This is a genomic window from Pseudomonas sp. NPDC088414 (assembly GCF_044753325.1).
Taxonomy (GTDB): Bacteria; Pseudomonadota; Gammaproteobacteria; order Pseudomonadales; family Pseudomonadaceae; genus Aquipseudomonas.
Map to the genome: position 1 here is coordinate 29,479 of NZ_JBIVMY010000019.1, position 25,249 is coordinate 54,727.

The 25,249-nt window shown below is 60.7% G+C and carries 26 protein-coding genes; 15 read left to right on the forward strand and 11 right to left on the reverse strand.

The window, feature by feature from the left end; all coding sequences use genetic code 11:
- Positions 1 to 12 precede the first annotated feature (12 nt).
- Positions 13 to 1,311 (forward strand): c-type cytochrome, encoded by a 1,299-nt coding sequence (locus tag ACIP8I_RS17040; protein WP_400762556.1) that lies wholly within the window; start codon positions 13 to 15, stop codon positions 1,309 to 1,311.
- Positions 1,312 to 1,365: 54 nt separating this feature from the next.
- On the opposite strand, the gene ACIP8I_RS17045 is transcribed toward ACIP8I_RS17040, so the two are convergent.
- Both ACIP8I_RS17045 and ACIP8I_RS17050 read right to left on the reverse strand, forming a co-directional pair.
- Complete coding sequence (locus tag ACIP8I_RS17045; protein ID WP_367082288.1) at positions 1,366 to 1,641, reverse strand: hypothetical protein; 276 nt, start codon at positions 1,639 to 1,641, stop codon at positions 1,366 to 1,368.
- 446 nt (positions 1,642 to 2,087) lie between these two features.
- Entirely contained in the window at positions 2,088 to 2,390 is a 303-nt protein-coding gene (locus ACIP8I_RS17050) for a hypothetical protein (protein WP_400762558.1), read from the reverse strand.
- Between the two features lie 222 nt (positions 2,391 to 2,612).
- Here ACIP8I_RS17050 and ACIP8I_RS17055 point away from each other — a divergent pair, with 222 nt between their 5' ends.
- The 3 genes from ACIP8I_RS17055 (at position 2,613) to ACIP8I_RS17065 (ending at position 6,256) form a co-directional block, all read left to right on the forward strand.
- Positions 2,613 to 3,671, forward strand: a complete 1,059-nt coding sequence (locus ACIP8I_RS17055) for a PA0069 family radical SAM protein (RefSeq protein WP_007962795.1) — start codon at positions 2,613 to 2,615, stop codon at positions 3,669 to 3,671.
- A gap of 236 nt (positions 3,672 to 3,907) precedes the next feature.
- Complete coding sequence (locus ACIP8I_RS17060) at positions 3,908 to 4,639, forward strand: carbonic anhydrase (RefSeq protein WP_007962793.1); 732 nt, start codon at positions 3,908 to 3,910, stop codon at positions 4,637 to 4,639.
- Between the two features lie 90 nt (positions 4,640 to 4,729).
- A complete protein-coding gene (locus ACIP8I_RS17065) occupies positions 4,730 to 6,256 on the forward strand; it encodes a SulP family inorganic anion transporter (RefSeq protein WP_400762560.1) in 1,527 nt (508 codons plus the stop codon).
- Between the two features lie 134 nt (positions 6,257 to 6,390).
- Here ACIP8I_RS17065 and ACIP8I_RS17070 read toward each other — a convergent pair whose 3' ends face one another.
- Positions 6,391 to 7,023 (reverse strand): hypothetical protein, encoded by a 633-nt coding sequence (locus ACIP8I_RS17070; RefSeq protein WP_400762562.1) that lies wholly within the window; start codon positions 7,021 to 7,023, stop codon positions 6,391 to 6,393.
- Positions 7,024 to 7,393: 370 nt separating this feature from the next.
- On the opposite strand from ACIP8I_RS17070, the gene coxB reads away from it, so the two are divergent.
- The 4 genes from coxB to ACIP8I_RS17090 all read left to right on the forward strand — a co-directional run bounded on the left by coxB (position 7,394) and on the right by ACIP8I_RS17090 (position 11,810).
- Entirely contained in the window at positions 7,394 to 8,521 is a 1,128-nt protein-coding gene (coxB, locus tag ACIP8I_RS17075; RefSeq protein ID WP_007962788.1) for a cytochrome c oxidase subunit II, read from the forward strand.
- An 82-nt stretch (positions 8,522 to 8,603) separates the two neighbouring features.
- Positions 8,604 to 10,190, forward strand: coding sequence for a cytochrome c oxidase subunit I (gene ctaD, locus ACIP8I_RS17080; RefSeq protein WP_400762564.1), 1,587 nt, complete (start codon positions 8,604 to 8,606; stop codon positions 10,188 to 10,190).
- A gap of 155 nt (positions 10,191 to 10,345) precedes the next feature.
- The gene (locus ACIP8I_RS17085; protein WP_007962784.1) at positions 10,346 to 10,897 is read left to right on the forward strand and encodes a cytochrome c oxidase assembly protein; all 552 of its coding nucleotides are present in this window, start codon (positions 10,346 to 10,348) and stop codon (positions 10,895 to 10,897) included.
- A 25-nt stretch (positions 10,898 to 10,922) separates the two neighbouring features.
- Complete coding sequence (locus ACIP8I_RS17090) at positions 10,923 to 11,810, forward strand: cytochrome c oxidase subunit 3 (protein ID WP_007962783.1); 888 nt, start codon at positions 10,923 to 10,925, stop codon at positions 11,808 to 11,810.
- 7 nt (positions 11,811 to 11,817) lie between these two features.
- On the opposite strand, the gene ACIP8I_RS17095 is transcribed toward ACIP8I_RS17090, so the two are convergent.
- Complete coding sequence (locus ACIP8I_RS17095; RefSeq protein ID WP_041073718.1) at positions 11,818 to 12,021, reverse strand: twin transmembrane helix small protein; 204 nt, start codon at positions 12,019 to 12,021, stop codon at positions 11,818 to 11,820.
- A gap of 71 nt (positions 12,022 to 12,092) precedes the next feature.
- Between ACIP8I_RS17095 and ACIP8I_RS17100 the strand changes: the two genes are divergently transcribed.
- From ACIP8I_RS17100 to ACIP8I_RS17120, 5 genes are read left to right on the forward strand one after another with little or no spacing between them, the layout of a single operon-like run.
- Positions 12,093 to 12,833 carry an SURF1 family protein gene (locus ACIP8I_RS17100; protein WP_400762567.1) on the forward strand — a complete coding sequence of 247 codons (741 nt, stop codon included), beginning with the start codon at positions 12,093 to 12,095 and terminating at the stop codon, positions 12,831 to 12,833.
- Positions 12,799 to 13,392 (forward strand): hypothetical protein, encoded by a 594-nt coding sequence (locus ACIP8I_RS17105; protein WP_400762569.1) that lies wholly within the window; start codon positions 12,799 to 12,801, stop codon positions 13,390 to 13,392. Before ACIP8I_RS17100 ends, ACIP8I_RS17105 begins: the two co-directional genes overlap by 35 nt.
- A gap of 10 nt (positions 13,393 to 13,402) precedes the next feature.
- Entirely contained in the window at positions 13,403 to 14,482 is a 1,080-nt protein-coding gene (locus ACIP8I_RS17110; protein ID WP_400762571.1) for a heme A synthase, read from the forward strand.
- The gene (gene cyoE, locus ACIP8I_RS17115; protein WP_047297465.1) at positions 14,470 to 15,369 is read left to right on the forward strand and encodes a heme o synthase; all 900 of its coding nucleotides are present in this window, start codon (positions 14,470 to 14,472) and stop codon (positions 15,367 to 15,369) included. The genes ACIP8I_RS17110 and cyoE overlap by 13 nt, the downstream gene beginning before the upstream one ends.
- The gene (locus ACIP8I_RS17120; RefSeq protein ID WP_226500689.1) at positions 15,366 to 16,001 is read left to right on the forward strand and encodes an SCO family protein; all 636 of its coding nucleotides are present in this window, start codon (positions 15,366 to 15,368) and stop codon (positions 15,999 to 16,001) included. Before cyoE ends, ACIP8I_RS17120 begins: the two co-directional genes overlap by 4 nt.
- A gap of 282 nt (positions 16,002 to 16,283) precedes the next feature.
- Here the strand turns inward: ACIP8I_RS17120 and ACIP8I_RS17125 are convergent, their stop codons facing one another.
- From ACIP8I_RS17125 to ACIP8I_RS17135, 3 genes are all read right to left on the reverse strand, one after another.
- The gene (locus ACIP8I_RS17125) at positions 16,284 to 17,054 is read right to left on the reverse strand and encodes a MetQ/NlpA family ABC transporter substrate-binding protein (protein ID WP_367082276.1); all 771 of its coding nucleotides are present in this window, start codon (positions 17,052 to 17,054) and stop codon (positions 16,284 to 16,286) included.
- A gap of 77 nt (positions 17,055 to 17,131) precedes the next feature.
- Positions 17,132 to 17,806, reverse strand: a complete 675-nt coding sequence (locus ACIP8I_RS17130; RefSeq protein ID WP_400762574.1) for a methionine ABC transporter permease — start codon at positions 17,804 to 17,806, stop codon at positions 17,132 to 17,134.
- Entirely contained in the window at positions 17,806 to 18,813 is a 1,008-nt protein-coding gene (locus ACIP8I_RS17135; protein WP_400762576.1) for a methionine ABC transporter ATP-binding protein, read from the reverse strand. Before ACIP8I_RS17135 ends, ACIP8I_RS17130 begins: the two co-directional genes overlap by 1 nt.
- Positions 18,814 to 19,073: 260 nt before the next feature.
- On the opposite strand from ACIP8I_RS17135, the gene katE reads away from it, so the two are divergent.
- Entirely contained in the window at positions 19,074 to 21,215 is a 2,142-nt protein-coding gene (katE, locus tag ACIP8I_RS17140; protein WP_400762578.1) for a catalase HPII, read from the forward strand.
- A 124-nt stretch (positions 21,216 to 21,339) separates the two neighbouring features.
- Here katE and ACIP8I_RS17145 read toward each other — a convergent pair whose 3' ends face one another.
- The 4 genes from ACIP8I_RS17145 to ACIP8I_RS17160 are packed head-to-tail and all read right to left on the reverse strand — an operon-like array spanning position 21,340 to position 24,139.
- Complete coding sequence (locus ACIP8I_RS17145; RefSeq protein ID WP_400762580.1) at positions 21,340 to 22,053, reverse strand: PA5502 family lipoprotein; 714 nt, start codon at positions 22,051 to 22,053, stop codon at positions 21,340 to 21,342.
- A gap of 37 nt (positions 22,054 to 22,090) precedes the next feature.
- Entirely contained in the window at positions 22,091 to 22,879 is a 789-nt protein-coding gene (gene znuB, locus ACIP8I_RS17150) for a zinc ABC transporter permease subunit ZnuB (RefSeq protein WP_007962763.1), read from the reverse strand.
- On the reverse strand, positions 22,872 to 23,657 hold the full coding sequence (gene znuC / locus ACIP8I_RS17155; RefSeq protein WP_400762582.1) for a zinc ABC transporter ATP-binding protein ZnuC: 786 nt from the start codon (positions 23,655 to 23,657) through the stop codon (positions 22,872 to 22,874). Before znuC ends, znuB begins: the two co-directional genes overlap by 8 nt.
- Positions 23,657 to 24,139, reverse strand: coding sequence for a Fur family transcriptional regulator (locus ACIP8I_RS17160; protein WP_097090199.1), 483 nt, complete (start codon positions 24,137 to 24,139; stop codon positions 23,657 to 23,659). Before ACIP8I_RS17160 ends, znuC begins: the two co-directional genes overlap by 1 nt.
- Positions 24,140 to 24,205: 66 nt before the next feature.
- Here ACIP8I_RS17160 and ACIP8I_RS17165 point away from each other — a divergent pair, with 66 nt between their 5' ends.
- Entirely contained in the window at positions 24,206 to 25,126 is a 921-nt protein-coding gene (locus ACIP8I_RS17165) for a zinc ABC transporter substrate-binding protein (RefSeq protein WP_400762584.1), read from the forward strand.
- Positions 25,127 to 25,249: the final 123 nt, after the last annotated feature.

The window sequence follows — 25,249 nt, forward strand, 5'->3', positions numbered from 1 at the left end:
GGAGCGATGACCATGAAAAATCTCGTTATCGCCACTTTGGCCCTGCTCGGCAGCACGGCTGTACACGCCGCCGACGTTGATCAGGCGTTGATCAAACAAGGCGAATACCTCGCCCGCGCCGGTGACTGCGTGGCCTGCCACACCGCCAAGGGCGGCAGACCGTTCGCCGGCGGCCTGCCGATGGAAACGCCGATCGGCACGATCTACTCGACCAACATCACCCCGGACAAAAACGGCATCGGTGATTACAGCTTTGAGGACTTCGACAAAGCCGTGCGCCATGGCGTGGCGAAAAACGGCAGTACCTTGTACCCGGCGATGCCGTATCCGTCCTACGCCCGTGTCAGCGAAACCGACATGCAGGCGCTGTACGCCTACTTCATGCACGGCGTCGAGCCGGTGGCGCAGGAGAACAAGGCCAGCGACATTCCGTGGCCGCTGAGCATGCGCTGGCCGCTGATGGGCTGGCGCTGGCTGTTTGCGCCGAAGGTCGAGGACTACAAGGCCACCTCGGATGATCCGGTGATCGATCGCGGCGCCTATCTGGTCGAAGGCCTCGGCCATTGCGGCGCCTGCCATACGCCACGGGCGCTGACCATGCAGGAAAAATCCCTTAGCGCGGCGGAAGGCAAGAACTTCCTCGCCGGCAGTGCGCCGCTGGAAGGCTGGATCGCCAAAAGTCTGCGCGGTGATCACAAGGATGGCCTGGGCAGCTGGAGCGAAGAGCAGCTGGTGCAATTCCTCAAGACCGGACGCAGCGACCGCAGTGCGGTGTTCGGCGGCATGAGCGATGTGGTCACCCACAGCATGCAATACATGACCGATGCCGACCTGACGGCGATTGCTCGTTACCTCAAGTCGCTGCCGGCCGTTGATCCAAACGATCAGCCGCACCAGTACGACGAGAAAGCGGCCAAAGCCCTGTGGAACGGCGACGACAGCCAGCGTGGCGCAGCGGTGTACATCGACAACTGCGCGGCCTGCCACCGTACCGACGGCCACGGCTACACCCGGGTGTTCCCGGCGCTCGCGGGCAATCCGGTGCTGCAATCGGAGGATCCGACCTCGCTGATCCACATCGTGCTCAAGGGCGGTACCCTGCCCGCGACACACACGGCACCTTCGACCTTCACCATGCCGGGATTCGCCTGGCGGTTGTCGGATCAGGAAGTGGCGGATGTGGTGAGCTTTATCCGTGGCAGTTGGGGCAACAAAGGGGCGCCGGTGAACGCTGCCGACGTCGAAAGCCTGCGCAAGAATGATATGCAGACCACTTCCGGGGATGATCTGGGGCAAGTCACTTCGCATTAACGAGATTGGATACCGCTGACATGGCATTAATGCTTTGTTGTGTCAGCGGGCAATTCAACGCCTGGACTGAAAGCCCTTGAACTGCGCAAAAGCGTCGGCCAACTGCAAGTACAGCTTCTTGTCGTATTTATCGACGTCGCCATCGCCATCACCATCGAGGACCTCTTCGGAAATCAAGTCATAACGACCGTTAGCTTCCGACGAAGAAGCGAACAACGAGTAGTCGTAATCCATCATTTCGGTGGCGTCTTCATTGAAGTGATAAATCGCGACTTCCGGATTTCCGTCTTGGTCCATATCCGCAATTTCCAGCAATATCCTGATAGTCATGCAGTCAATCCTTCAGTTGATTGCACTGCGCCAATCGGCAATCTGTCGCAGTTTTCCGGAAGTTAACGAGTGGGGGAAATCCGGTCTACTGTCAGACCTGACAGGGTGTACAACCATCCAGCAGTAAACTTGAGCGCTGTAAATGCATATACCTGTCAACTCTGACAGTAGTCGCTCACTCCTATTACACCCAGGCAGACGACCTCGCCTCTGCTTTGGTCGGTTTGAGTACCGTCGGTGCCGGCCGTCTTTACAGATGCATACTTTTATCGTTTGCAGACAACGCGCCAGGGAGCAAACTTGCCGACGTCAACATTGCCTTAATGAGAGATTTTAAATTCTGAGTTAAATGCTGACATGCTGACTACGGTATCGACGAAACACTGTCCGAAAAAAACCCTGCATGCGTGAATCATGCAGGGCTTTTTGCATTTATAGTCGTAAGCTTATGGATTAACGATACTTACATAAGCCTTGGCCAGCGCCAGCAACTTGGCCTTGTCATCTGCATCGATATCACCGTCACCATCGACATCCTTGTCATTGCGCACGTCGAAGGTTTTGCCCCCGTCATAGGACGACGCAATGATAATCCGCGAATCCAGCAGGGAGTCGGTAGGCACAGCGTTCTCTGCATCCCATCCGGATTGCTTCAGCGCAAACTGCATGGACACCAGTACTTCATCCGGGTCAACCGGAGTCGGACCAAGTTTCTGTAGAAAGATGCCGCGATGGTTAAAGTTAGACACATTTAATTCCTTTTAAACATTGATTAGCAGAAGTGCAACACGGCGAATACTAACGACATTGCAAGTTGTACTGCTACTTGAAACATGTGTCTCCGGGTTGCAATAAAAGGAGTAGTCAATAAACCGGATACCCTTTTCACATATCCCGAATCGCCGAACGGCACTGGCTGTTTGCTCGCGCCAGCGATACTGTACGCACATACAGTCATCAGGACCTTTGCGATGCACACGCCCTTGCCTCCTCGCGGTCGCGGCACTGCGACCAACCCGCACAACCGTTTCGCGCCGAACCGTTCGGTGGCCGAGGACGACGGCTGGTATCAGGAAGTGCCCGAGACGCAGAACACTGAAGTGATGATCGAGACCGCAAAAACCATCATCACCCGCAACACCTCGCCGGATCTGCCCTTCGATCGCTCGATCAATCCCTATCGCGGCTGCGAGCACGGCTGCATCTATTGCTATGCGCGACCGAGCCACGCTTATTGGGACATGTCGCCGGGGCTGGATTTCGAAACCCGGCTGATCGCCAAGACCAACGCCGCCCAGGTACTGGAAGAACAGCTTGGGAAAAAAGGTTATCAGTGCGCGCCGATCAACCTTGGCTCCAACACTGACCCGTACCAGCCCATCGAACGTGAACACCGGATCACCCGCCAGACCCTTGAAGTATTGCTGCGCTATCGGCACCCGGTGACCATCGTCACGAAAGGCTCGCTGATTTTGCGCGACCTTGACCTGCTCACCGAACTGGCACAGCAACGGCTGGTGGCGGTGATGATCAGCCTGACCACGCTGGACGATGAACTCAAACGCATCCTCGAACCGCGAGCCGCTGCCCCGAAAGCACGGCTGCGGGCGATCCGGGTGATGCGCGAAGCAGGCATTCCCGTGGGGGTGCTGTGTTCGCCGATGATTCCGATGATCAACGACAGTGAAATCGAGAGCCTGCTGAACGAGGCCCACGCGGCTGGAGCACAGAGTGCCGCGTACATGATGCTGCGCCTGCCACTGGAGGTGGCGCCGCTGTTCGAAGAGTGGCTGCAGGCGCACTATCCGCAGCGCGCGGCCCATGTCCTGAGCCTGATCCGCCAGAGCCGTGGCGGCGAGCTTTACGACAGCCGTTTCGGTGCGCGGATGCGCGGCGAAGGGCCATTCGCCGACCTGCTGGCGCAACGCTTTGCCAAAGCGATCAAACGGCTCGGCCTCAACCATCGCGAGGGCTATAACCTGGACTGCACTGCCTTCTGTCCACCGGGTCGCCAGATGTCGTTGATTTAGCGACAATCAGTTTATGGTTGAGGGTCAGAATCCTTCCGTTGAAATACGCCAGTCACGTTTTTGTGACCTGGAACACACGTTCTAGAGCGCTCGATTCAGTTTGAGTTAAGTTTCGGCGGCTACCTTGTTCATCGAGTGACTGACGGGTCTGGATGACCCGGATGTTTTAAACAGCCACTGGCTTCACACCGGAATACACGGGAATGACTCCCCGAATCCGCCAAAGAGGATGAATCATGAGTGACAAGGATAAACAGCCGTTGGCTGCGTCGGCGCAAGCCGTCCCTGGGGCGGAATCCGCCGATGCAGCGTTGCGTACGATCGTTGACGGCTTTTTGCATTTTCATCATGAGGTCTTCCCGCAGCAGGAAGAACTCTTCAAGAAACTCGCCACGGCGCAATCGCCACGGGCGATGTTCATCACCTGTGCCGACTCGCGCATCGTGCCCGAACTGATCACCCAGAGCTCGCCGGGCGATCTGTTCGTGACCCGTAACGTCGGCAACGTCGTGCCGCCTTACGGCCAGATGAACGGCGGCGTTTCCACTGCCATCGAATACGCGGTGTTGGCGCTGGGCGTGCAACACATCATCATCTGCGGCCATTCCGATTGCGGCGCCATGCGCGCAGTGCTCAATCCGGAAAGCCTGGAAAAAATGCCAACGGTCAAAGCCTGGTTGCGCCACGCCGAAGTGGCAAAAACCATGGTGCACGAAAACTGCAACTGCACCGACGAAAAAGAGAGCATGCCGATCCTCACCGAGGAAAACGTCATAGCCCAATTGCAGCACTTGCGTACCCATCCTTCGGTAGCCTCACGCATGGCGAACGGTCAACTGTTCATCCATGGCTGGGTCTACAACATCGAAACCAGCGAAATCAAAGCTTACGACGCGGATCAGGGACGCTTCCTGCCGCTCGACGGCAGCCATCCGATTCCGGTGGCGACGCCCAAAGCGCGCTTCTAAATCTTCCTAAAAATCTGCGTGGTTTGACGCCGGCCGCTGTTTCAGCGGTTCGGCGAAGCCATGCCTGAAGAAAGCTTCGGGAGAGTCACCATGCGTGCTGCTCAATTGAAAGCGGTTCTGCCACGGGAGCTGCTGGCTTCGGTGGTTGTATTCCTGGTCGCCCTGCCGTTGTGCATGGGTATTGCGATTGCTTCAGGGTTGCCGCCGGCCAAAGGCCTGATCACCGGGATCATCGGCGGTCTGGTGGTGGGTTGGCTGGCCGGCTCGCCGTTGCAGGTCAGCGGGCCGGCGGCGGGGCTGGCGGTGTTGGTGTTCGAGTTGGTGCGCCAGCACGGGATCGAGATGCTCGGGCCGATTCTGTTGCTCGCCGGGTTCCTGCAACTGGTGGCCGGACGCCTCAAGCTCGGTTGCTGGTTTCGAGTGACGGCCCCAGCAGTGGTCTACGGCATGCTCGCCGGAATCGGTGTGCTGATCGTGCTCTCGCAAGTGCACGTGATGCTTGATGCCAAGCCACAACCGTCCGGGCTGGATAACCTCACGGCGTTCCCCGGCGCGGTGGCGCAAGCCTTGCCGTCGTTCGGCTGGCAGGCCGGCTTGCTCGGGCTGGCGACCATTGCGGTGATGTGGCTGTGGGAGAAGTTTCGCCCGCATGCGTTGCGCTTCATTCCCGGTGCGCTGCTAGGCGTCGGTCTGGCCACGGGCGCCAGCCTGTTGCTGGCATTGCAGGTGAAACGGGTCGAGGTGCCGGAGAATCTGGCCGAGGCCATCGACTGGCTGAAACCGGCGGACTTGCTCAGCCTCGCTGATCCAACCCTGCTGATTGCGGCTTTTGCCGTGGCGTTCATTGCCAGCGCCGAAACCCTGTTGTCTGCAGCGGCTGTAGACCGCATGCACAGCGGTGTGCGCTCGGACTTCGACCGTGAGCTGTCGGCACAAGGCGTCGGCAACATGCTCTGCGGTCTCGTCGGTGCACTGCCGATGACCGGGGTGATCGTGCGCAGTTCGGCCAACGTCCAGGCCGGTGCGACCACCCGCTACTCGACGATTTTCCATGGTCTGTGGCTGCTGGCGTTCGTGCTGTTGCTGTCGAGCGTGCTGCAAAGCATTCCGGTGGCGAGTCTGGCGGGGGTGCTGGTGTATACCGGGTTCAAACTGGTGGACTTGAAAGCCTTTCGCGGCCTGGGCCGTTACGGACGGATGCCGATGTTCACCTACGCCGCCACGGCACTGGCGATCATCTTCACCGACCTGCTGACCGGTGTGCTGATCGGTTTCGGTTTGACGATGTTGAAACTGGCGTTCAAAGCATCGCGCCTGAAAATCAGCCTGATCGACCTGCCGCAGGACGGCGAGATGGAGTTGCGTCTGGTGGGCGCGGCGACCTTTCTCAAGGTACCGGCGCTGACCCAGGTGCTGGGCAGCATTCCAGCGGGTACAACGGTGCATGTGCCGCTCAATAACCTGAGCTACATCGACCATTCGTGTCTGGAGTTGCTGGAAGAGTGGGGCCGGGCGAATGCGGCGAAGGGGTCCAAGCTGTTGATTGAGTCGCGCGGGTTGAAGCGACGGCTTGAGGGGCGGGTTCGGACTAATACCGGGATCGGTGCGGCTGGCTAAATCCCTCATACACAAATAAACCCTGTGGGAGCTGGCTTGCCAGCGATGGCGGTCTTTCAGTCACTGAAAATGTCGACTGATCCACCGCTATCGCTGGCAAGCCAGCTCCCACAGGTATTTGTGTGGAACGCGGATTACGCGGCGGGCTGGTCGAGCTCCAGGCCCACGCCTAGGCGGCGGCCCATGCACGGCCAGCGTTTCCACGCCGCACCGGTGTCCGGGCTGCTCAGTTTGTCACGGTAGGCCTCAACCGATTCCAGCGCAAAACTCTCGTCGTCGAGCATCTCGTCGATGGTGTGATGCACCACTTCGTCCAGTTGATTGGCAAATTCCTCACCGAGCAATTGGTGAGCAATCAGGTTGGCGACCGTCATGTCCAAGGGGATCAGTGGCTGGCCGAGGTGTTTGATGTACAGGTCGTTGACCTCTTCGACAAAGCGGTGCGCCAGATAAGCTTCGTCGAGCAGGCCGTCCAGACCGACCGGCGGCTGGAGAAAGTATTGCTCGGCGATTTTCAGCACCGGTTTGATCTGCGACTCGATTCCCGCTTCCCTGGCAACTTCATTGGCTGCGTCCAGCATGTCTGGTACTTCATCGATGTAGGCGGTGACGAAACTGGTCAACGCTTCTTCGCGGTTGGCGTCTGGCAACTGGATGGCCGAATGCAGATGAGGCAGTTTGGCTTCCAGCTGGCGCTTGAGCCGTCCGGTTTCGTTTTCGGTTTGTCGGGCTTTTTGGATCTGCTCGCGCAATGCGGCGGTGTTCATGAAAACTCCAGGAAACAAGGCAATGAAATAGGGAAGACATAACTTAGCTGGCTTACGAAAAATGCTAAGACGCATTTGTCATAATTATTTCATCCTTGATACACCTGCGTTATATCAGTTTGCCGCCACTCGTCTGCATCCTTCTCCATTCGCACCCTCGAGCGCAAGCCTTGGCTGTTTCAGATCATTTACGCCTCGACATTGCAATTCCCGATGGCTGTCTATACTCGCCATTGAATGGAGTTAGCTGATGACGCCCGACTGCCCACGCAGCAAGGCCCGGCGATTCAAGTTCGTAGTCTGATGCAGCCGCTCCCTTGCCGAAGGCGTTGCGCCTACGGGATAACAAGAACGATAAGGGGAACCCGCAATGATGCGACATCCACACGTCTGGATGGGCCTCCTGTTGTGGTCGATTTTCAGCCCGGCCCATGCGGCCTGGACTGTGAATATGGCGCCTGGAGCGACTGAAATCAGTCACGCAGTATTCGACCTGCACATGACCATTTTCTGGATCTGTGTGGTGATCGGGATCATCGTCTTCGGCGCCATGTTCTGGTCGATGATCGTGCATCGCCGCTCGACCGGGCAGGTCGCCGCAAAATTCCACGAAAGCACCACCGTCGAAATTCTCTGGACCGTCGTGCCGCTGCTGATTCTGGTGGCGATGGCCGTTCCGGCGACCGCCACCCTGATCCGCATGTACGACACCAGTGAGCCGGATATCGATATCCAGATCACCGGTTATCAGTGGAAGTGGCACTACAAATACCTCGGTCAGGACGTCGAATTCTTCAGCAACCTGGCCACCCCCGCCGAACAGATCCACAACAAGGAAGCCAAGGGCGAGCACTACCTGCTCGAAGTCGACAAGCCGCTGGTGCTGCCGGTCGGCGCCAAGGTGCGCTTCCTCGTGACCTCCGCCGACGTCATTCACTCATGGTGGGTACCGGCCTTCGCGGTCAAGCGCGATGCGATCCCGGGATTCGTCAATGAAGCCTGGACCCGCATCGACAAGCCCGGCCTTTACCGTGGCCAGTGCGCCGAGTTGTGCGGCAAGGATCATGGCTTCATGCCGATCGTGGTCGACGTCAAAGAGAAGGCCGACTACGACAAATGGCTTGCCGACCGCAAAGCCGAAGCCGCGCAGCTCAAGGAGCTGACCAGCAAGGAATGGACCCTCGACGAGCTTAAAGAGCGCGGCGACAAGATCTATCACACCACCTGCGTGGCCTGTCACCAGGCTGAAGGTCAGGGCCTGCCGCCGATGTTCCCGGCGCTCAAAGGCTCGCCGATTGCCACCGGCCCCAAAGCCGACCACCTGCACCGCGTCTATTTCGGCAAGCCCGGCACCGCCATGGCGGCGTTCGGCAAGCAGTTGTCGGAAGTCGATATCGCAGCGGTCGTGACCTACGAACGTAACGCCTGGGGCAACAACAAGGGCGACATGGTCACGCCAAAAGAAGTGCTGGAGCTCAAACAGGCGGAAAGCAAATGAGCCGGTCCATCGCGTATTTCGTGAACCGGCCGGGGCACCGCGCCCCGGCCAGCCCCGTCCACTCACGTAAAGGAGACCGGCCATGAGCGCTGTAATCGATGACCACGGTCATGCCGACCACGCCCACGGACCCGCCAAAGGCCTGATGCGCTGGGTGCTGACCACCAACCACAAGGACATCGGCACGCTGTACCTGTGGTTTGCGTTCTGCATGTTCCTGCTCGGCGGCACGTTTGCCATGGTGATCCGCGCCGAGCTGTTCCAGCCCGGGCTGCAGATCGTCGAACCGGCGTTCTTCAACCAGATGACCACCATGCACGGCCTGGTGATGGTCTTCGGCGCGGTGATGCCGGCGTTCGTCGGCCTCGCCAACTGGATGATCCCGTTGATGATCGGCGCGCCGGACATGGCCCTGCCACGGATGAACAACTTCAGCTTCTGGCTGCTGCCGGCGGCGTTCCTGCTGCTGGTCTCGACCCTGTTCACCGCCGGTGGCGGGCCGAACTTCGGCTGGACGTTCTATGCGCCGCTGTCCACCACCTACGCGCCGGAAAGCGTCACCTACTTCATCTTCGCCATCCACCTGATGGGGATCAGTTCGATCATGGGCGCGATCAACGTGATCGCCACCATCCTCAACCTGCGTGCCCCCGGCATGACCCTGATGAAAATGCCGCTGTTCGTCTTGACCGGTGTGATGACCGGGTTCCTTCAGATCGCGGTGATGCCGGTGCTGGCCGGGTGCGTGACGATGATGCTGTTGGACATCCACTTCGGCACCAGTTTCTTCAGCGCCGCCGGTGGCGGTGACCCGGTGCTGTTCCAGCACGTGTTCTGGTTCTTCGGCCACCCCGAGGTGTACATCATGATCCTGCCGGCCTTCGGCGCCGTCAGCCAGATCATCCCGACCTTCTCGCGCAAGCCGCTGTTCGGCTACACCTCGATGGTCTACGCCACGGCGAGCATCGCGTTCCTGTCGTTCATCGTCTGGGCGCACCACATGTTCGTGGTCGGCATCCCGCTGGTGGGCGAGTTGTTCTTCATGTACGCAACCATGCTCATCGCCGTGCCGACCGGGGTGAAAGTGTTCAACTGGGCCAGCACCATGTGGCAAGGCTCGCTGACCTTCGAGACGCCGATGCTGTTTGCCGTGGCGTTCGTGATCCTGTTCTCGATCGGCGGCTTTTCCGGGCTGATGCTGGCCATCGCCCCGGCGGACTTCCAGTACCAGGACACCTACTTCGTGGTCGCGCACTTCCACTACGTGCTGGTGCCGGGAGCGATCTTCGGGATCTTTGCCTCAGCCTATTACTGGCTGCCGAAGTGGACCGGGCACATGTACGACGAAACCCTCGGCAAGCTGCACTTCTGGCTGTCGTTCGTCGGCATGAACATGACCTTCTTCCCGATGCACTTCGTGGGGCTGGCGGGGATGCCGCGGCGGATCCCGGACTACAACCTGCAGTTCGCCGATTTCAACATGGTCTCGTCGATCGGCGCGTTCATGTTCGGCGCCACGCAAATCTTCTTCCTGTTCATCGTGATCAAGACCATTCGCGGCGGCCCGCCAGCCCCGGCCAAACCGTGGGATGGCGCCGAAGGTCTGGAGTGGAGCGTGCCGTCACCGGCGCCGTATCACACCTTTACTACGCCGCCGGAAGTGAAATGAAACGCTCCTCTGTTAACGCGACCCCTGTGGCGAGGGAGCTTGCTCCCGCTTGGGCGCGCAGCGCCCAAAAAATCTTTGGGGCTGCTGCGCAACCCAGCGGGAGCAAGCTCCCTCGCCACAAAGGCTCACTCGCACCTTCGAGGGAGGCATGACTCATGGCTGACTCGATCTCGCTGAAAAAACTGGTCACCCGCCTGCTCGGGGTCGTGGTCGCCATGTTTGTCTTCGGCTTCGCCCTGGTGCCGATCTACGACGTGATGTGCAAGGCCTTCGGCATCAATGGCAAAACTGCCGGGCAGTACGAGGGCGAGCAGGTGGTGGACAGCTCACGGCAAGTGCGCGTGCAGTTTCTGTCGACCAACAACATCGACATGCCGTGGGAGTTTTACCCCAAGCACGACGAGCTGACTGCCAACCCCGGCGCGGTCAACGAGATGATCTTCATCGCCCGCAACCCCACCGACAAACCGATGAGCGCCCAGGCCGTGCCGAGCATCGCGCCCAGCGAAGCGGCGGCGTACTTCCACAAGACCGAATGCTTTTGCTTTACCCAGCAGGTGCTGCAGCCCGGTCAGCAGATCGAGATGCCGGTGCGTTTCATCGTTGACCGCGACATGCCCAAGGACGTGAAGCACCTGACGCTGTCCTACACGCTGTTCGATATCACCGCCCGACATCCTCCGGTGGCTGCAAATACCGGCGGTTAAGCGTGCCCGATAAGGAGAACAATAAATGGCAACTCATGAGCACTATTACGTCCCGGCCCAGAGCAAATGGCCGATCATCGCCACGTTCGGCATGGTCATCACCGTGTACGGCCTGGCGACCTGGTTCAACGATCTGAAGGCTGCGCGCCCGGAATCCCACGGCCCATACATCTTTTTCGTTGGCGGGCTGTTGCTGGCGTACATGCTGTTCGGCTGGTTCGGGGCGGTGATCAAGGAAAGTCGCGCCGGGCTGTACAGCCCGCAGCTCGATCGCTCGTTCCGCTGGGGCATGAGCTGGTTCATCTTTTCCGAGGTGATGTTCTTCGTCGCCTTCTTCGGTGCGCTGTTTTACGTGCGCCACGTCTCGGGGCCCGCGCTGGGTGGCGAAGGCCCGAAAGGCATTGCCCACATGCTCTGGCCGAACTTCCAGTTCACCTGGCCGCTGCTGCACACCCCGGACCCGAAACTGTTCCCGCCACCCAAGGAAGTCATCAGCCCGTGGGGTCTGCCGCTGATCAACACGATCCTGCTGGTCAGCTCCAGCGTGACCATCACCATCGCCCACCATGCCTTGAAGAAGGGCCATCGCGGCGCACTGAAAATCTGGCTGGCGATCACCGTTCTATTGGGCTGCGGCTTCCTCGCCTTGCAGGCCGAGGAATACATGCACGCCTACCACGAACTGGGCCTGACTCTGGGTTCGGGCATCTACGGTGCGACGTTCTTCATGCTCACCGGTTTCCACGGTGCTCACGTGACCATCGGCACGATCATTCTGTTCGTGATGTTGATGCGCATCATGAAGGGGCATTTCGATGCCGAGCATCAGTTCGGCTTCGAGGCGGCGAGCTGGTACTGGCACTTCGTTGATGTGGTGTGGATCGGCCTGTTCATCTTCGTTTATGTGCTCTGAGCACTGATCACCAAGGCGCGTGCGACACCAGTTGGCCGCTGTAGAAGCCCCAGGCAATCAAGCCGACGGTGGCAGCGGCCAGAGCCACCCGAACACTCAAGGCGATCACCAGGCGATTGGAGCTGCTGTCGTCCTTGACCAGGAAAAACAGGCCGCTGAACAGGCTGATCACCGTGGCAATCAGCAGCACGACAATGGCTGCCTTGAGCATGGGAAGAACTCCGGGGGACAGGCGATGCAGTTGAGTATAGCGAGCGCGACGACTGCCTTTGTGGCGCGGCCATGAAGCGCTTTCGGCCGGGCGTGATACCGACCGTGGTGGTGGCGCTGTTGCTGCCGCTGCTTGTGTCGCTGGGTTTCTGGCAATTGGGCCGGGGCGCGGAGAAAACCGCCCTGCTCGCCAGTTACGCCGAGCGCCGCGCCGCCGAGCCGATGGCCAGCAGCGAATTGCTGCACAGCGCCGACCCGGCCTTTCGCCGCGTGCACCTGTACGGCCAGTTCGATGGCGCCCACACCCTGTTGCTGGATAACCGTCAGCGCAACGGCAAGGTCGGCATCGAACTGCTGCAACCGTTTCAGGATCGGACCACCGGCCAGTGGCTGCTGATCAATCGCGGCTGGCTGCCATGGCCGGATCGCCGGGTAACGCCAAAATTTTCCACCCCCGCCGACGCGGTCAACCTGGACACCTGGGTCTATGTCGCCCCCGGCGCAACCTTCCAGTTGCACGCCGACCCGGCCAGCAGCACCTGGCCGCAAACCATTACCGCGGTCGAGCCGGCCAAGCTGTGGAAAACCCTCGAACGCGACGGCTTCGCCTATGAACTGCGCGCCGAACCTGGCCCTGCCAGCTACGAAGCCGACTGGCCGGTAGTTGCGATGGGCCCGGAAAAACACCTCGGTTACGCCGTGCAGTGGTTCGCCATGGCCACCGCCCTGCTCGGTCTCTACATCTATTTGGGCTTGCACAACGCAAAGGAGAAAACCCATGGGAACGGCCATGAATCCACCCAGCATGTCTGAGACAAAAACCCCGGCCACCCGCCGTCGCGGGCGGATCCAGCTGTTGCTGATTGTGCTCGGCGTGGTCGGCCCGATGATCCTCGCCACCGGCATGTACAAATTGCAGTTCTGGGTGCCGGAAGGTCGCAGCTATCACGGCGAACTGATCGGTAACGGCCAGACCCGCGCCGACCTCGGCGTGCAGGCCGATGAACAGCGCTGGCAGATGCTGGTGACCGCGCCGAAGGATTGCGCGGTGGACTGTCAGCAACTGGTGTACCTCGCCCGCCAGATCCAGATCGGCCTCGGTCGCGACGCCGGTCGCGCCAGCCACGCCCTCGCCGCTGCCCAACCGCTGAGCGCCGACTACGAAGCCAAGCTGAGCCGCGAATACCCGCAGCTGCAACGCTACCCGCTGGACAGCGCAGCGTTGAGCAAGGCCACCGGCGACAAGGCCACACCGCAGCTGTGGATCATCGACCCCCACGGCAACCTGGTGCTGCGCTACGACCCGAGCGTGAAGGGCAAGGATCTGCTCAACGACCTGCGCCACCTGTTGAAACTGTCGAACATCGGATAAGGGCATCGTCATGGCCAAACCTGGATTTCGCCTCGCGCTGTTTGCCACCCTGCTGGCACTGATCGTCGTGTTGCTCGGCGCCTACACCCGCCTGACCCATGCCGGCCTCGGCTGTCCGGACTGGCCGGGCTGCTACGGGTTTATCAGCGTGCCGAAAAGCGAAGCCCAACTGGCCCATGCCGAACTGCATTACCCCGACTCGCCGGTGGTGGCGCACAAGGGCTGGAACGAGATGATCCACCGTTACTTCGCCGGCACCCTCGGCCTGCTGATTTCGATTCTGGCCGGGCGTGCCTGGGTCAATCGTGGTCACCCGGGACAGCCGCTGAAGCTGCCGCTGTTTCTGCTGGCGGTGGTGTTCGCCCAAGCGGCGTTCGGTATGTGGACGGTGACGCTCAAGCTCTGGCCGCAGGTGGTCACCGGGCATTTGCTCGGCGGTTTTGCGACCTTGAGTCTGTTGTTTTTGCTGACGTTGCGATTGTCCGGGGTGCTGCCGGCGCTGACCGTGCCCAAGCGCTTGCAGTATTGGGCAACGGCGGGACTGTTACTGGTGATCGGCCAGATCGCACTGGGTGGTTGGGTCAGCTCCAACTACGCGGCGGTGGCCTGCATCGACTTCCCGACCTGCCACGGTCAATGGCTGCCACCGGCGGACTTCGCCAACGGCTTTCACCTGACCCAGCACATCGGCCCCAATTACCTCGGCGGTCAGCTCGACAGCGACGCGCGCACGGCGATTCACCTGACTCACCGTATCGGTGCGCTGCTGGTGACGATCGTCCTGCTCGGTCTGGCCTGGCAACTCAGGGCTGTCGGCATGACGCGTTTGGCCGGGCTAGTCGTCATTGCCCTTGGCGCACAAATCACCCTCGGCATCAGCAACGTGTTGTTCCATCTGCCGCTGCCGGTGGCCGTGGCCCACAACGCCGGTGGCGCCGCGCTACTGCTGACCATGGTGCTGGTCAATTACCACGCGCGCACCAGTCTGGTCCGGGTCAAACAGCCGGTGCTTGCGCGCTGGCACCTCAGCCCGCGTAAACACGTGGCGGCGCTCATCACCATTAAAGGAGAAACGCCATGGCGCTTCTGATCGGCGAACGTCCCGCGCAAGCGCTGTGGCGTGACTATCTGGAGCTGACCAAGCCGAAAGTGGTGGTGCTGATGCTGATCACCTCGCTGGTCGGCATGTTCCTCGCGACCCGCGCCGGGGTGCCGTGGACGGTGCTGGTGTTCGGCAATCTGGGGATTGCGTTGTGTGCCGGCGGCGCGGCGGCGGTCAACCATGTGGTCGACCGGCGCATCGATGCGGTGATGGCGCGCACGCACAAACGGCCATTGGCCGAGGGCCGGGTTTCGCCGGCAGCGGCGCTGACCTTTGCGCTGGTGCTGGCGCTGCTCGGGCAGGCGATGCTGCTGACCTTCACCAATCCGCTGACGGCATGGCTGACACTGGCTTCGCTGCTGGGTTACGCGGTGATCTACACCGGTTTCCTCAAACGCGCGACGCCGCAGAACATCGTCATCGGCGGCCTCGCCGGCGCGGCGCCACCGCTGCTCGGCTGGACCGCCGCCACCGGCCATGTCAGCGCCGAACCGTTGCTGCTGGTGCTGATCATCTTCGCCTGGACCCCACCGCACTTCTGGGCACTGGCGATTCATCGCAAGGAGGAATACGCCAAGGCCGACATCCCGATGCTGCCGGTGACCCACGGCGAGCACTACACCAAGGTGCACATTCTGCTGTACACCTTCGCCCTGCTCGCGGTGAGTCTGCTGCCGTACGTGATCCACATGAGCGGCGTGCTCTACCTGATCTGCGCCCTCGCGCTGGGCGCAAGGTTTCTGCAATGGGCCGTGGTGCTGTACCGTGGCACTCGGCCGCACGCGGCGATCAACACCTTCAAGTACTCTATTTATTACTTGTTCCTGTTGTTCATCGCCCTGCTCGTAGACCACTACTTACTGTTGAACCTATGACTCGAACCCAGAAAACCGTCTTCATCCTCGTCGCCGTGATCGCGCTGATCCTGGGACTGACCGTCAACAAAGTGCTGAGTGGCAAGGGCCAAGGCGACCCCACCGCGCTGATCGACGCCGGTATCATCCTGCTGCCGCAGAGCCGCACGTTGCCCGGCGTGACCATGACCAATCAGGACGGCCAACCGGTCGCCATCGACGAGTTGAAAGGCAAGTGGAGCCTGCTGTTCTTCGGCTACACCTTCTGCCCGGACATCTGCCCGACCACCCTCGCCCAACTGCGCCAGATCAAGAGCGAGTTGCCCAAGGATGCTGTGGATAAACTGCAGATCGTGCTGGTCAGCGTCGACCCGAACCGCGACACCCCGCAGCAGTTGAAACAGTACCTGGGCTACTTCGATCCGCAGTTCGTGGGCCTGACACCGAAGTCGATCGAAGAGCTGCAGAAAGTCGCGAATGCGGTGAGTATTCCGTTCATACCGGCCGATACCAGCAAGCCGAATTACACGGTGGATCACAGTGGCAACCTGGCGGTGATCGGCCCGGACGGCACGCAACGCGGCTTCATCCGTGCGCCGCTGAACAACGCCAAACTGGTGGCGCAGCTGCCAGTAATGCTCAACCGTAAATAGCCAAGATCAAAAGCCACCCCTCACCCTAACCCTCTCCCGGAGGGAGAGGGGACTGACCGAGGGATGCTGACGAAATACGCCGACCTGTAAGTCCTTTGCCGAATCCATAATCGACCCAATCTTTCAGGTCGATTTACAACGCAAGACACCTCGGTCGGCTCCCTCTCCCTCCGGGAGAGGGCTGGGGTGAGGGGCGAATACACAGCAGGTCCAAAACCGAACACTCGGCCACAAAAAAAGGGGACGCCATTGGCGTCCCCCTTTTCATTGCAGCTATCTGTATCAGAACGCCGGCAACACCGCGCCTTTGTACTTCTCGGTGATGAATTTCTTCACTTCCGGGCTGTGCAGCGCAGCCGCCAGTTTCTGCATCGCGTCGCTGTCCTTGTTGTCCGCACGGGACACCAGGATGTTGACGTACGGCGAGTCATTGCCTTCGATCACCAGCGCATCCTTGGACGGGTCGAGTTTGGCTTCCAGCGCGTAGTTGGTGTTGATCAGCGCCAGATCAACCTGGGTCAGCACGCGCGGGATGGTCGCGGCTTCCAGCTCACGGATTTTCAGGTCTTTCGGGTTCTGCGCGATGTCTTTCGGGGTCGACAGAATGTTGGTCGGATCCTTCAGGGTGATCAGGCCGGCCTTGGCCAGCAGCAACAGTGCACGGCCGCCGTTGGTGGCGTCGTTGGGGATCACCACGTTGGCGCCGCTTGGCAGATCTTCAAGCTTCTTGTACTTGTTCGAGTACGCGCCCAGTGGCTCCAGATGCACGCCAGTCACCGCGACCAGGCTGGTGCCCTTGGCCTTGTTGAACTCATCGAGGTACGGCTGGTGCTGGAAGAAGTTGGCGTCCAGGCGCTTTTCAGCCACCTGCACGTTCGGCTGAATGTAGTCGGTGAAGACCTTGACCTTCAGATCCACGCCTTCTTTGGCCAGGGCCGGCTTCACGAATTCGAGGATTTCCGCGTGCGGCACCGGAGTGGCGGCGACAGTCAGGGTTTCAGCGTGGGCCGAAAAAGCGGCTACGGCAGCGAAAGCAGCGATCAGTTTTTTCATTCAGCTAACTCCTTATGAGGCGCCCGTGTGGCGCCTGCCAGCGAATGGCCGGCTCATCTCTTGATTACAAAAACCGGTTATTTGCGCGAGAAATGCACGACCAGACGGTCGCCCACCATTTGCAGCACTTGCACCAGAATCAGCAGCAATACCACGGTGACGATCATCACGTCAGTCTGGAAACGCTGGTAGCCGAAGCGGATCGCCAGGTCACCTAGACCACCGGCGCCGACCACACCGGCCATCGCCGTGTAGGACACAAGCGTAATCGCCGTCACCGTAATCGCTGCGAAGATGCCCGGACGGGCCTCCGGCAGCAAGGCGTTCATGATGATCTGCCGGGTGGTTGCGCCCATCGACTGGGTGGCTTCAATGATGCCGCGATCGACTTCACGCAGCGCAGTTTCCACCAGACGCGCGAAGAACGGTGTCGCACCCACCACCAGCGGCGGAATCGCACCGGCCACGCCCAGCGAGGTGCCGGTGATCAGCACGGTGAACGGGATCATCACGATCAGCAGAATGATGAACGGCAGCGAGCGCAGAATGTTCACCGCCAGCGACATGATTGCGTACAGGCCGCGGCTTTCCAGCAACTGACGCGGGCTGCAGAGAAACAGCAGCACGCCCAGCGGCAGGCCGAGCAGCACGGTGAACAGCAGCGAACCGCCGAGCATCAGCATGGTGTCGCCGGTGGCCAGCCAGATTTCCAGCCAATCGATGTTTTCGAAGAAAGCCTTGAGCATTTCCATTAACGCAGCACCTCCATGTGAACGTCAGCGGCGGTGAAGCGGGCGAACGCCGCTTCCATGTCGCCACCGGTGACGGCGAGGGTCAACTGCCCGTAAGGAATGTCTTTGATGCGGTCGATGCGACCGGCGAGGATGCTGTAGTCGACCCCGGTTTCCCGGGCGACAGTACCGAGCAACGGCGCGTAGGTCGCTTCGCCCTGGAAGGTCAGACGCACAATGCGACCCGGCACGTGAGCGAAGTCGTCGCGCTGTTCGCTTTCGTCGATCTGCTCGCTTTCCTGGACGAAACGCTTGGTGGTCGGGTGCTGCGGATGCAGGAACACATCGGCCACCGAGCCTTGCTCGACGATCACCCCGGCGTCCATCACTGCTACTTGGTCGCAGACGCGACGGATCACGTCCATCTCGTGGGTAATCAGGACGATGGTCAGCTTCAGTTCACGGTTGATCTCGGCCAGCAGTTGCAGGACCGAGGCAGTGGTCTGCGGGTCGAGGGCGCTGGTGGCCTCGTCGCACAGCAGGATCTTCGGCTTGGTCGCCAGGGCGCGGGCGATGCCGACGCGCTGTTTCTGGCCGCCGGACAATTGTGCCGGGTACTTTTTTGCGTGATCGGACAGACCGACCCGCGCCAGCAGCTCGGCGACGCGCTGATTGATCTCGCTGCTCGACAGTTCGCCGGCCAGGGTCAGCGGCAGCGCGACGTTGTCGGCCACGGTCTTGGAGGCGAGCAGGTTGAAGTGCTGGAAGATCATCCCGACCTGCTGGCGGAAACGACGCAGGCCGTTGGCGTCCAGCGCGGTGACTTCTTCGCTGTCGACGATGATCTTGCCGCCGCTGGAATCTTCCAGGCGATTGATCAGACGCAGCAGGGTACTTTTTCCCGCACCGGAATGGCCGATCAGGCCGAAGACCTGACCGTTTTCAATCGAAAGACTGGTCGGGTGCAGGGCGGGGATGTCCTTACCGGCGACGCGGTAAGTTTTGTGGACGTTTTGAAACTCGATCACGTAGCGAACCTTGTGGGGCGCGTTAGAAAAGGATCAGCGGTTAGCCGGGCGCGCATTTTAGCCTGTCCGTATAGAGGTTCTTAGCATTTATTTCGCAATTAACCTTCGATTTGGCAATAACAAGATCAAAGGTCATAAAAAAGGAACGCCCGTTCCCGCTCATTGGTCACTAGTTAAGCGACTTGAAACCCCGGGTAACCGTGCCCGGAAACGCTCAAGAGTCCCCGTTGAAACGGGGTCAACCGAGGAGTTTACGTCTGATGAGCAGCAAGAAACCTACGACCGACAAAAGCCAGCTGGCCGGAACCGATACCAAGGATCGCGCCAACACCAACGCCAAACTCGACAGCCTGGAGAAATTTCGCTCCGACGCTACCGGCCAGGCCCTGCGCACCAACCAAGGGGTAAAGGTCGCCGATAACCAGAACACGCTCAAGGCCGGCCCGCGCGGGCCGTCGTTGCTGGAAGACTTCATCATGCGTGAAAAAATCACGCACTTTGACCACGAACGCATTCCGGAGCGCATCGTTCACGCGCGCGGCACCGGCGCCCATGGTTTCTTCCAGGCCTACGAGAACCATTCGACACTGACCAAGGCCGGCTTCCTGCAAGACCCGGGGAAAAAGACCCCGGTATTCGTGCGTTTTTCCACGGTGCAGGGGCCACGCGGTTCCGGTGACACCGTGCGCGACGTGCGCGGTTTCGCGGTGAAGTTCTTCACCGACGAGGGCAACTTCGATCTGGTCGGCAACAACATGCCAGTGTTCTTCATCCAGGACGCGATCAAGTTCCCCGACTTTGTCCACGCGGTGAAGCCCGAGCCGCACAATGAGATCCCAACCGGCGGCTCGGCCCACGACACCTTCTGGGACTTCGTCTCGCTGGTGCCGGAATCGGCGCACATGGTGATCTGGGCCATGTCCGACCGGGCGATCCCGAAAAGCCTGCGCAGCATGCAGGGCTTCGGCGTGCACACCTTCCGTCTGATCAACGCCGAGGGCAAATCGCGCTTCGTCAAATTCCACTGGCGCCCGACTGCCGGCACCTGCTCGCTGGTGTGGGACGAGGCGCAGAAGCTCGCCGGTAAAGACACCGACTATCATCGTCGCGACCTCTGGGAAGCCATCGAGATGGGCGACTACCCGGAATGGGAACTGGGCGTGCAGATCATCGAAGAGGAAAACGAGCACGACTTCGATTTCGACATCCTCGACCCGACCAAGCTGATCCCCGAAGAAATCGTGCCGATCACTCCGCTGGGCAAAATGACCCTGAACCGCAATCCGGACAACTTCTTCGCTGAGACCGAGCAGGTCGCGTTCTGCCCGGGCCACATCGTGCCCGGCATCGACTTCTCCAATGACCCGCTGCTGCAAGGCCGGCTGTTTTCTTACACCGATACGCAAATCAGCCGACTCGGTGGGCCGAACTTTCATGAGCTGCCGATCAACCGCCCGGTGGCTCCGTTCCACAACGGTCAGCGCGATGCGCAGCACCGCACGGTGATCGACAAGGGTCGCGCGTCTTATGAGCCAAACTCGATCGATGGCGGCTGGCCGAAGGAAACCCCGCCGGCGGCTAAAGACGGCGGCTTCGAGAGCTACCCGGAACGCATCGATGCGAACAAGATCCGCCAGCGCAGCGAGTCGTTCAGCGACCACTTCTCCCAGGCGCGGCTGTTCTTCAACAGCATGAGCCCGCACGAGAAGGAGCACATCATCGCTGCCTACAGCTTCGAGCTGGGCAAGGTGGAACGCGAGTTCATCCGTGCACGGCAGGTGAACGAGATTCTCGCCAACATTGACCTGGAATTGGCCAAACGTGTGGCGGCCAACCTCGGATTGCCAGCGCCAAGCAAAGGCACGGTTGAGGTGCGTAAAACCTCGTTCGATCATTCGCCAGCGCTGAGTCAGGCGAATCTGCTGCCAGAGGACATCAAAACCCGCAAAGTGGCGATTCTTGCCGCTAACGGCGTCGATGGTGCAGCGATTGATGCGATGAAGAAGGCCTTGGCTGCACAAGGTGCGCACGCCAAGCTGCTCGGCCCGACCTCGGCACCGGTGAAGACTGCCGACGGCAAAGCCCTGCCCGTGGACGCATCGATGGAAGGCATGCCTTCAGTGATCTTCGATGCGGTGTTCGTGCCCGGTGGCGCGGCGTCGATCAAGGCGTTGAGCGCTGATGGCGTGGCGCTGCATTACCTTCTGGAAGCCTACAAACACCTGAAGGCGATTGCGCTGCACGGCGATGCCAAGCAGTTGCAGGATCTGCTCAAGCTCGAGGCGGATGACGGGTTGCTGCAGGGCAAGGATGTGCCGGGGTTGACCAAGCCGTTCTTCGCGGCGATCGGGCAGCATCGGGTCTGGGCGCGGGAGCCTAAGGCCAAGGCCATTCCGGCCTAACGCCATTCGTTGATTGAAGGGACGCTATCGCGAGCAGGCTCACTCCTACAATTTGATTTCGGTCTGACACAGAATCTGTGTTACCAGAGATCCCTTGTAGGAGTGAGCCTGCTCGCGATGCTTTTCAGGGTTTACGCGGAATCAAGACCATCTGCGCCGGCACGGTGCGCAGGATCTGTTTTTCAATCTTCAGCTCGAAATCCGGATTGAGTTTATTCACACGTTTTTTCAGCAACGTCGCCAGCCATGGATAATCCTGGGTGCGCGGCGCCTGAATGCTCACCGCGCACTCATAATTCACCACATCGGCGGCGATCGCATCCAGTTGGCGGCGAAGTTTGCGGCTATCGTTGATGTTCAGTGCAACCGTGGTGCTTTCCGCCGTCGGGTCGATGACCTTGGCTTTCGGCTTGGCTTCAGCTGCCAGCAGCGCGGCTTCGGCTTTCTCCAGCTCGGCTTTGCGTGCTTCGGTGATGGCGCCGTTGACGCCACCGGTCAATGCCGGGGCTTTGGGCATCAGGGCGCGGGCACGGCTCAGCGCGGTGGCAGCAGCGTTCACATCACCTTTCTGCAATACGATCTGGCTGCGGCGCAGGTAGGCTTCGGCCAACTGGCGCTGGTATTGCTCGAGGGATTGATCGTTGGGCGTTTCTGTCTGCAAGGCCGCCAACTGGTCTTCGGCGGTGGCCAGTTCGCTGCTGGCCAGGCTTTGCTCCAGCTGTGCGATGGCCGTGGCCCGCGCGTCGGGGGCTTCGGCCACCGGCGGCGTACTTTGGCAGGCGCCCAGCAGCACGGAAAATGCGACAAGGAGCAGATAACGGGAGGCGAACGGCTTCATTCCTGCGACTCTCTAATTGCGCAAAAAGCGAGCAAGTCTACACCCCTCGACGGGGCAGAACAAAACTCAGCAGAAACAGTGCGGCCGCCGTCACCACGATCGACGGCCCCGCCGGGGTATCCTTGAACCATGACAGCGCCAGCCCGCCACACACGGCGAGCATGCCCAGCAGGCTCGCGCCCACGGCCATCTGCTCCGGCGAGCGGGCGTGACGTTGTGCCGCAGCCGCCGGGATGATCAGCAGCGAAGTAATCAGCAATACACCGACGATTTTCATCGCCACCGCGATCACCACCGCAATCAACAGCATCAGCGCCATGCGCAGGCCCGCTACTGGCAGGCCTTCGACCCTGGCCAATTCCTCATGCACGGTGATCGCCAGCAGCGGCCGCCACAGCGTCACCAGCAGCACCAGCACCGCCGCGCTGCCGCCGAGGATCCACGCCAGATCGGTCGGGCTGATCGCCAGCAGGTCGCCGAACAGATAGGCCATCAGGTCGATCCGCACTTCATGCATGAAGCTTAGTACCACCAGCCCGAGAGAGAGCGTGCTCGGTGCGAGAATTCCCAACAGCGTGTCGGAGGCCAGCGGCTGACGCTGTTGCAAGGTCACCAGCAACACCGCCAGCAACAGGCAGCCGACGGTCACCGCAACGGTCGGGCTGACATCCAGCAGAAAGCCCAGTGCCACGCCCAGCAATGCGGCGTGGGACAGGGTGTCGCCGAAATAGGCCATGCGCCGCCAGACCACGAACGAACCCAACGGCCCGGCCACCAGCGCCAGCGCCAGACCTGCAAGCAGGGCATACAACAGAAAATCAGCCATGCTTGCAGTGGTCTCCGTGAACGTGGTTGTGGCCCGCAGCGGGCGCCTTGACCACTGAACCGTGCAGGTCGTGGGCGTGGTCGTGATGGTGGTGATAGATCGCCAGACTCGGCGCGTTCTTGCCGAACAGCTCGACGAACGCCGGATCACCGCTGACCTGCTCAGGATGCCCGGAGCAGCAGACGTGACGATTCAGGCACACCACCTGATCGGTGGTGCTCATCACCAGATGCAAATCGTGGGACACCATCAGCACACCGCAACCGTGACGGTCGCGCAGGCGGGTGATCAGGCTGTACAGCTCGGCCTGTCCGGCGACATCCACGCCCTGCACCGGCTCGTCGAGCACCAACAATTCCGGCTCGCGCAACAAGGCACGTGCCAGCAGCACGCGCTGCATTTCGCCACCGGAAACACTTTGCACCGGGCTGTCGATGACGTGTTCGGCGCCGACTTCTTTCAGCGCCGCCAACGCACGCGGACGATCAACGCCAGGCACCAGACGCAGGAAACGCAGCACCGACAGCGGCAAGGTCGGATCGACATGCAGCTTTTGCGGCATGTAGCCGACGCGCAGTTTCGGCTTGCGCCAGACGCTGCCGCTGTCCGGCTTCAACAGCCCGAGCACGGCGCGCACCAGGGTGGTCTTGCCGGCGCCGTTGGGGCCGATCAGGGTGACGATCTGTCCCGGCTCGACGCTCAGCTCGATGTTGTCCAGCACGGTCTGCCCGGCAAAGGTGACTGCGACCTGCTGAAGACGGATCAACGGGTTGCTCATCAGGCCCCCTGGCAACCGGAGCACAGGCCGACCACTTCGACGGTCTGCGCTTCGACGATGAAACCGACATCCCTGGCGCTGTGGATGATCGCGTCGCTGATGGCTTTCTGTTCCAGCTCGATGGCGGCGTGGCACTCGCGGCAGATCAGGAACTGGCCCTGATGCGCATGCTCGGGATGCACGCAACCGACGAAGGCGTTGAGCGAAGAAATGCGGTGCACCAGGCCGTTTTCCAGAAGGAAATCCAGCGCGCGGTACACGGTCGGCGGCGCGGCACGGCGGCCGTCTTGCTCACTCAGCACCGCGAGAATGTCGTAGGCGCCCAGCGGCTTGTGGCTCTGCCACACCAGTTCCAGCACCCGCCGGCGCAGCGCAGTCAGGCGCAGGCCTTTCTGGGCGCACAAGGTATCGGCCTCGGTCAGTGCGCTGTGCACGCAATGAGAGTGGTCGTGGGGACGGCTGGCAATCGGTGTAATAGGCATGGGCGGCGACGAGTTTTGATAGAGACGTTATTATGTTACCCGTTCTCGCCTCCTTGAGTGGTCATCGTGTCCCGACTTTTTTCTGTTTTTGTGGCTTTTGTCGCCAGTTTTCTGCTGATCGGTTCGGCTCAGGCCGAGGTCAAGGTTCTCACCAGCATCAAACCGCTGCAGTTGATTGCCGCGGCCGTGCAGGACGGTGTAGCCATCCCGGAAGTGCTGCTGCCGCCGGGCGCGTCACCGCACAACTACGCGCTGCGCCCATCCGACGTGCGCAAGGTGCAATCGGTGGACCTGCTGTACTGGATCGGCCCGGACATGGAAGGTTTCCTGCCGCGCGTGCTGAACGGTCGTACGTTGCCGAGCGTCGCCGTGCAGGACCTGCCGGGCATGAAGTTGCGCCGCTTTGCCGAAGACAGCCACTCCCACGCCGAAGACGCCGACGAGCATGATCACGATCACCGCCCGGGCACCCTTGATGCCCATTTGTGGCTATCGCCGGTGAATGCGCGGGTGATTGCCAACAAGATGGCGGCCGACCTCAGTGCAGTCGACCCAGCCAACGCCGAACGCTATCAGAGCAACGCCAAGGCCTTCGACGAGCGTCTAGATGCGCTGGACGCGCGCTTGAAGAAGCGTCTGGCCGGCATTGAAGGCAAACCGTACTTCGTGTTCCACGAAGCCTTCGACTACTTCGAGGACGCTTACGGCCTGAAACACACAGGCGTGTTCAGCGTAGCGGCGGAAGTGCAGCCGGGCGCGCAGCATGTGGCGGCAATGCGCAAGCGTCTGCAGGAAGTGGGAAAGACCTGTGTGTTCAGCGAACCGCCGCTGCGTCCACGCCTGGCGGAAACCCTGGTGGCTGGCCTGCCGGTGAAGCTGGCGGAACTGGATGCACTGGGCGGCTATACGCCGGCGACGGCTCAGGGGTATGAGCAGGTGCTGGAGAAACTGGGCAACGATCTGGCCGGGTGCCTGGAATCGTTGTAACAACGCAAAACCTGTGGCGAGGGAGCTTGCTCCCGCTTGAGTGCGCAGCACTCACAAAATATGGCTGACTGCCAGAATTTTGGGGCTGCTTCGCAACCCAGCGCGAGCAAGCTCGCTCGCCAC

Excerpts from the sequence above, each read along its gene's own strand:
- ACIP8I_RS17040 (WP_400762556.1), top strand. The coding sequence starts at position 13 with ATGAAAAATCTCGTTATCGCCACTTTGGCCCTGCTCGGCAGCACGGCT.
- ACIP8I_RS17045 (WP_367082288.1), bottom strand. The coding sequence starts at position 1,641 with ATGACTATCAGGATATTGCTGGAAATTGCGGATATGGACCAAGACGGA.
- ACIP8I_RS17055 (WP_007962795.1), top strand. The coding sequence starts at position 2,613 with ATGCACACGCCCTTGCCTCCTCGCGGTCGCGGCACTGCGACCAACCCG.
- ACIP8I_RS17060 (WP_007962793.1), top strand. The coding sequence starts at position 3,908 with ATGAGTGACAAGGATAAACAGCCGTTGGCTGCGTCGGCGCAAGCCGTC.
- ACIP8I_RS17065 (WP_400762560.1), top strand. The coding sequence starts at position 4,730 with ATGCGTGCTGCTCAATTGAAAGCGGTTCTGCCACGGGAGCTGCTGGCT.
- ACIP8I_RS17070 (WP_400762562.1), bottom strand. The coding sequence starts at position 7,023 with ATGAACACCGCCGCATTGCGCGAGCAGATCCAAAAAGCCCGACAAACC.
- coxB (WP_007962788.1), top strand. The coding sequence starts at position 7,394 with ATGATGCGACATCCACACGTCTGGATGGGCCTCCTGTTGTGGTCGATT.
- ctaD (WP_400762564.1), top strand. The coding sequence starts at position 8,604 with ATGAGCGCTGTAATCGATGACCACGGTCATGCCGACCACGCCCACGGA.
- ACIP8I_RS17085 (WP_007962784.1), top strand. The coding sequence starts at position 10,346 with ATGGCTGACTCGATCTCGCTGAAAAAACTGGTCACCCGCCTGCTCGGG.
- ACIP8I_RS17090 (WP_007962783.1), top strand. The coding sequence starts at position 10,923 with ATGGCAACTCATGAGCACTATTACGTCCCGGCCCAGAGCAAATGGCCG.
- ACIP8I_RS17095 (WP_041073718.1), bottom strand. The coding sequence starts at position 12,021 with ATGCTCAAGGCAGCCATTGTCGTGCTGCTGATTGCCACGGTGATCAGC.
- ACIP8I_RS17100 (WP_400762567.1), top strand. The coding sequence starts at position 12,093 with ATGAAGCGCTTTCGGCCGGGCGTGATACCGACCGTGGTGGTGGCGCTG.
- ACIP8I_RS17105 (WP_400762569.1), top strand. The coding sequence starts at position 12,799 with ATGGGAACGGCCATGAATCCACCCAGCATGTCTGAGACAAAAACCCCG.
- ACIP8I_RS17110 (WP_400762571.1), top strand. The coding sequence starts at position 13,403 with ATGGCCAAACCTGGATTTCGCCTCGCGCTGTTTGCCACCCTGCTGGCA.
- cyoE (WP_047297465.1), top strand. The coding sequence starts at position 14,470 with ATGGCGCTTCTGATCGGCGAACGTCCCGCGCAAGCGCTGTGGCGTGAC.
- ACIP8I_RS17120 (WP_226500689.1), top strand. The coding sequence starts at position 15,366 with ATGACTCGAACCCAGAAAACCGTCTTCATCCTCGTCGCCGTGATCGCG.
- ACIP8I_RS17125 (WP_367082276.1), bottom strand. The coding sequence starts at position 17,054 with ATGAAAAAACTGATCGCTGCTTTCGCTGCCGTAGCCGCTTTTTCGGCC.
- ACIP8I_RS17130 (WP_400762574.1), bottom strand. The coding sequence starts at position 17,806 with ATGGAAATGCTCAAGGCTTTCTTCGAAAACATCGATTGGCTGGAAATC.
- katE (WP_400762578.1), top strand. The coding sequence starts at position 19,074 with ATGAGCAGCAAGAAACCTACGACCGACAAAAGCCAGCTGGCCGGAACC.
- ACIP8I_RS17145 (WP_400762580.1), bottom strand. The coding sequence starts at position 22,053 with ATGAAGCCGTTCGCCTCCCGTTATCTGCTCCTTGTCGCATTTTCCGTG.
- znuB (WP_007962763.1), bottom strand. The coding sequence starts at position 22,879 with ATGGCTGATTTTCTGTTGTATGCCCTGCTTGCAGGTCTGGCGCTGGCG.
- znuC (WP_400762582.1), bottom strand. The coding sequence starts at position 23,657 with ATGAGCAACCCGTTGATCCGTCTTCAGCAGGTCGCAGTCACCTTTGCC.
- ACIP8I_RS17160 (WP_097090199.1), bottom strand. The coding sequence starts at position 24,139 with ATGCCTATTACACCGATTGCCAGCCGTCCCCACGACCACTCTCATTGC.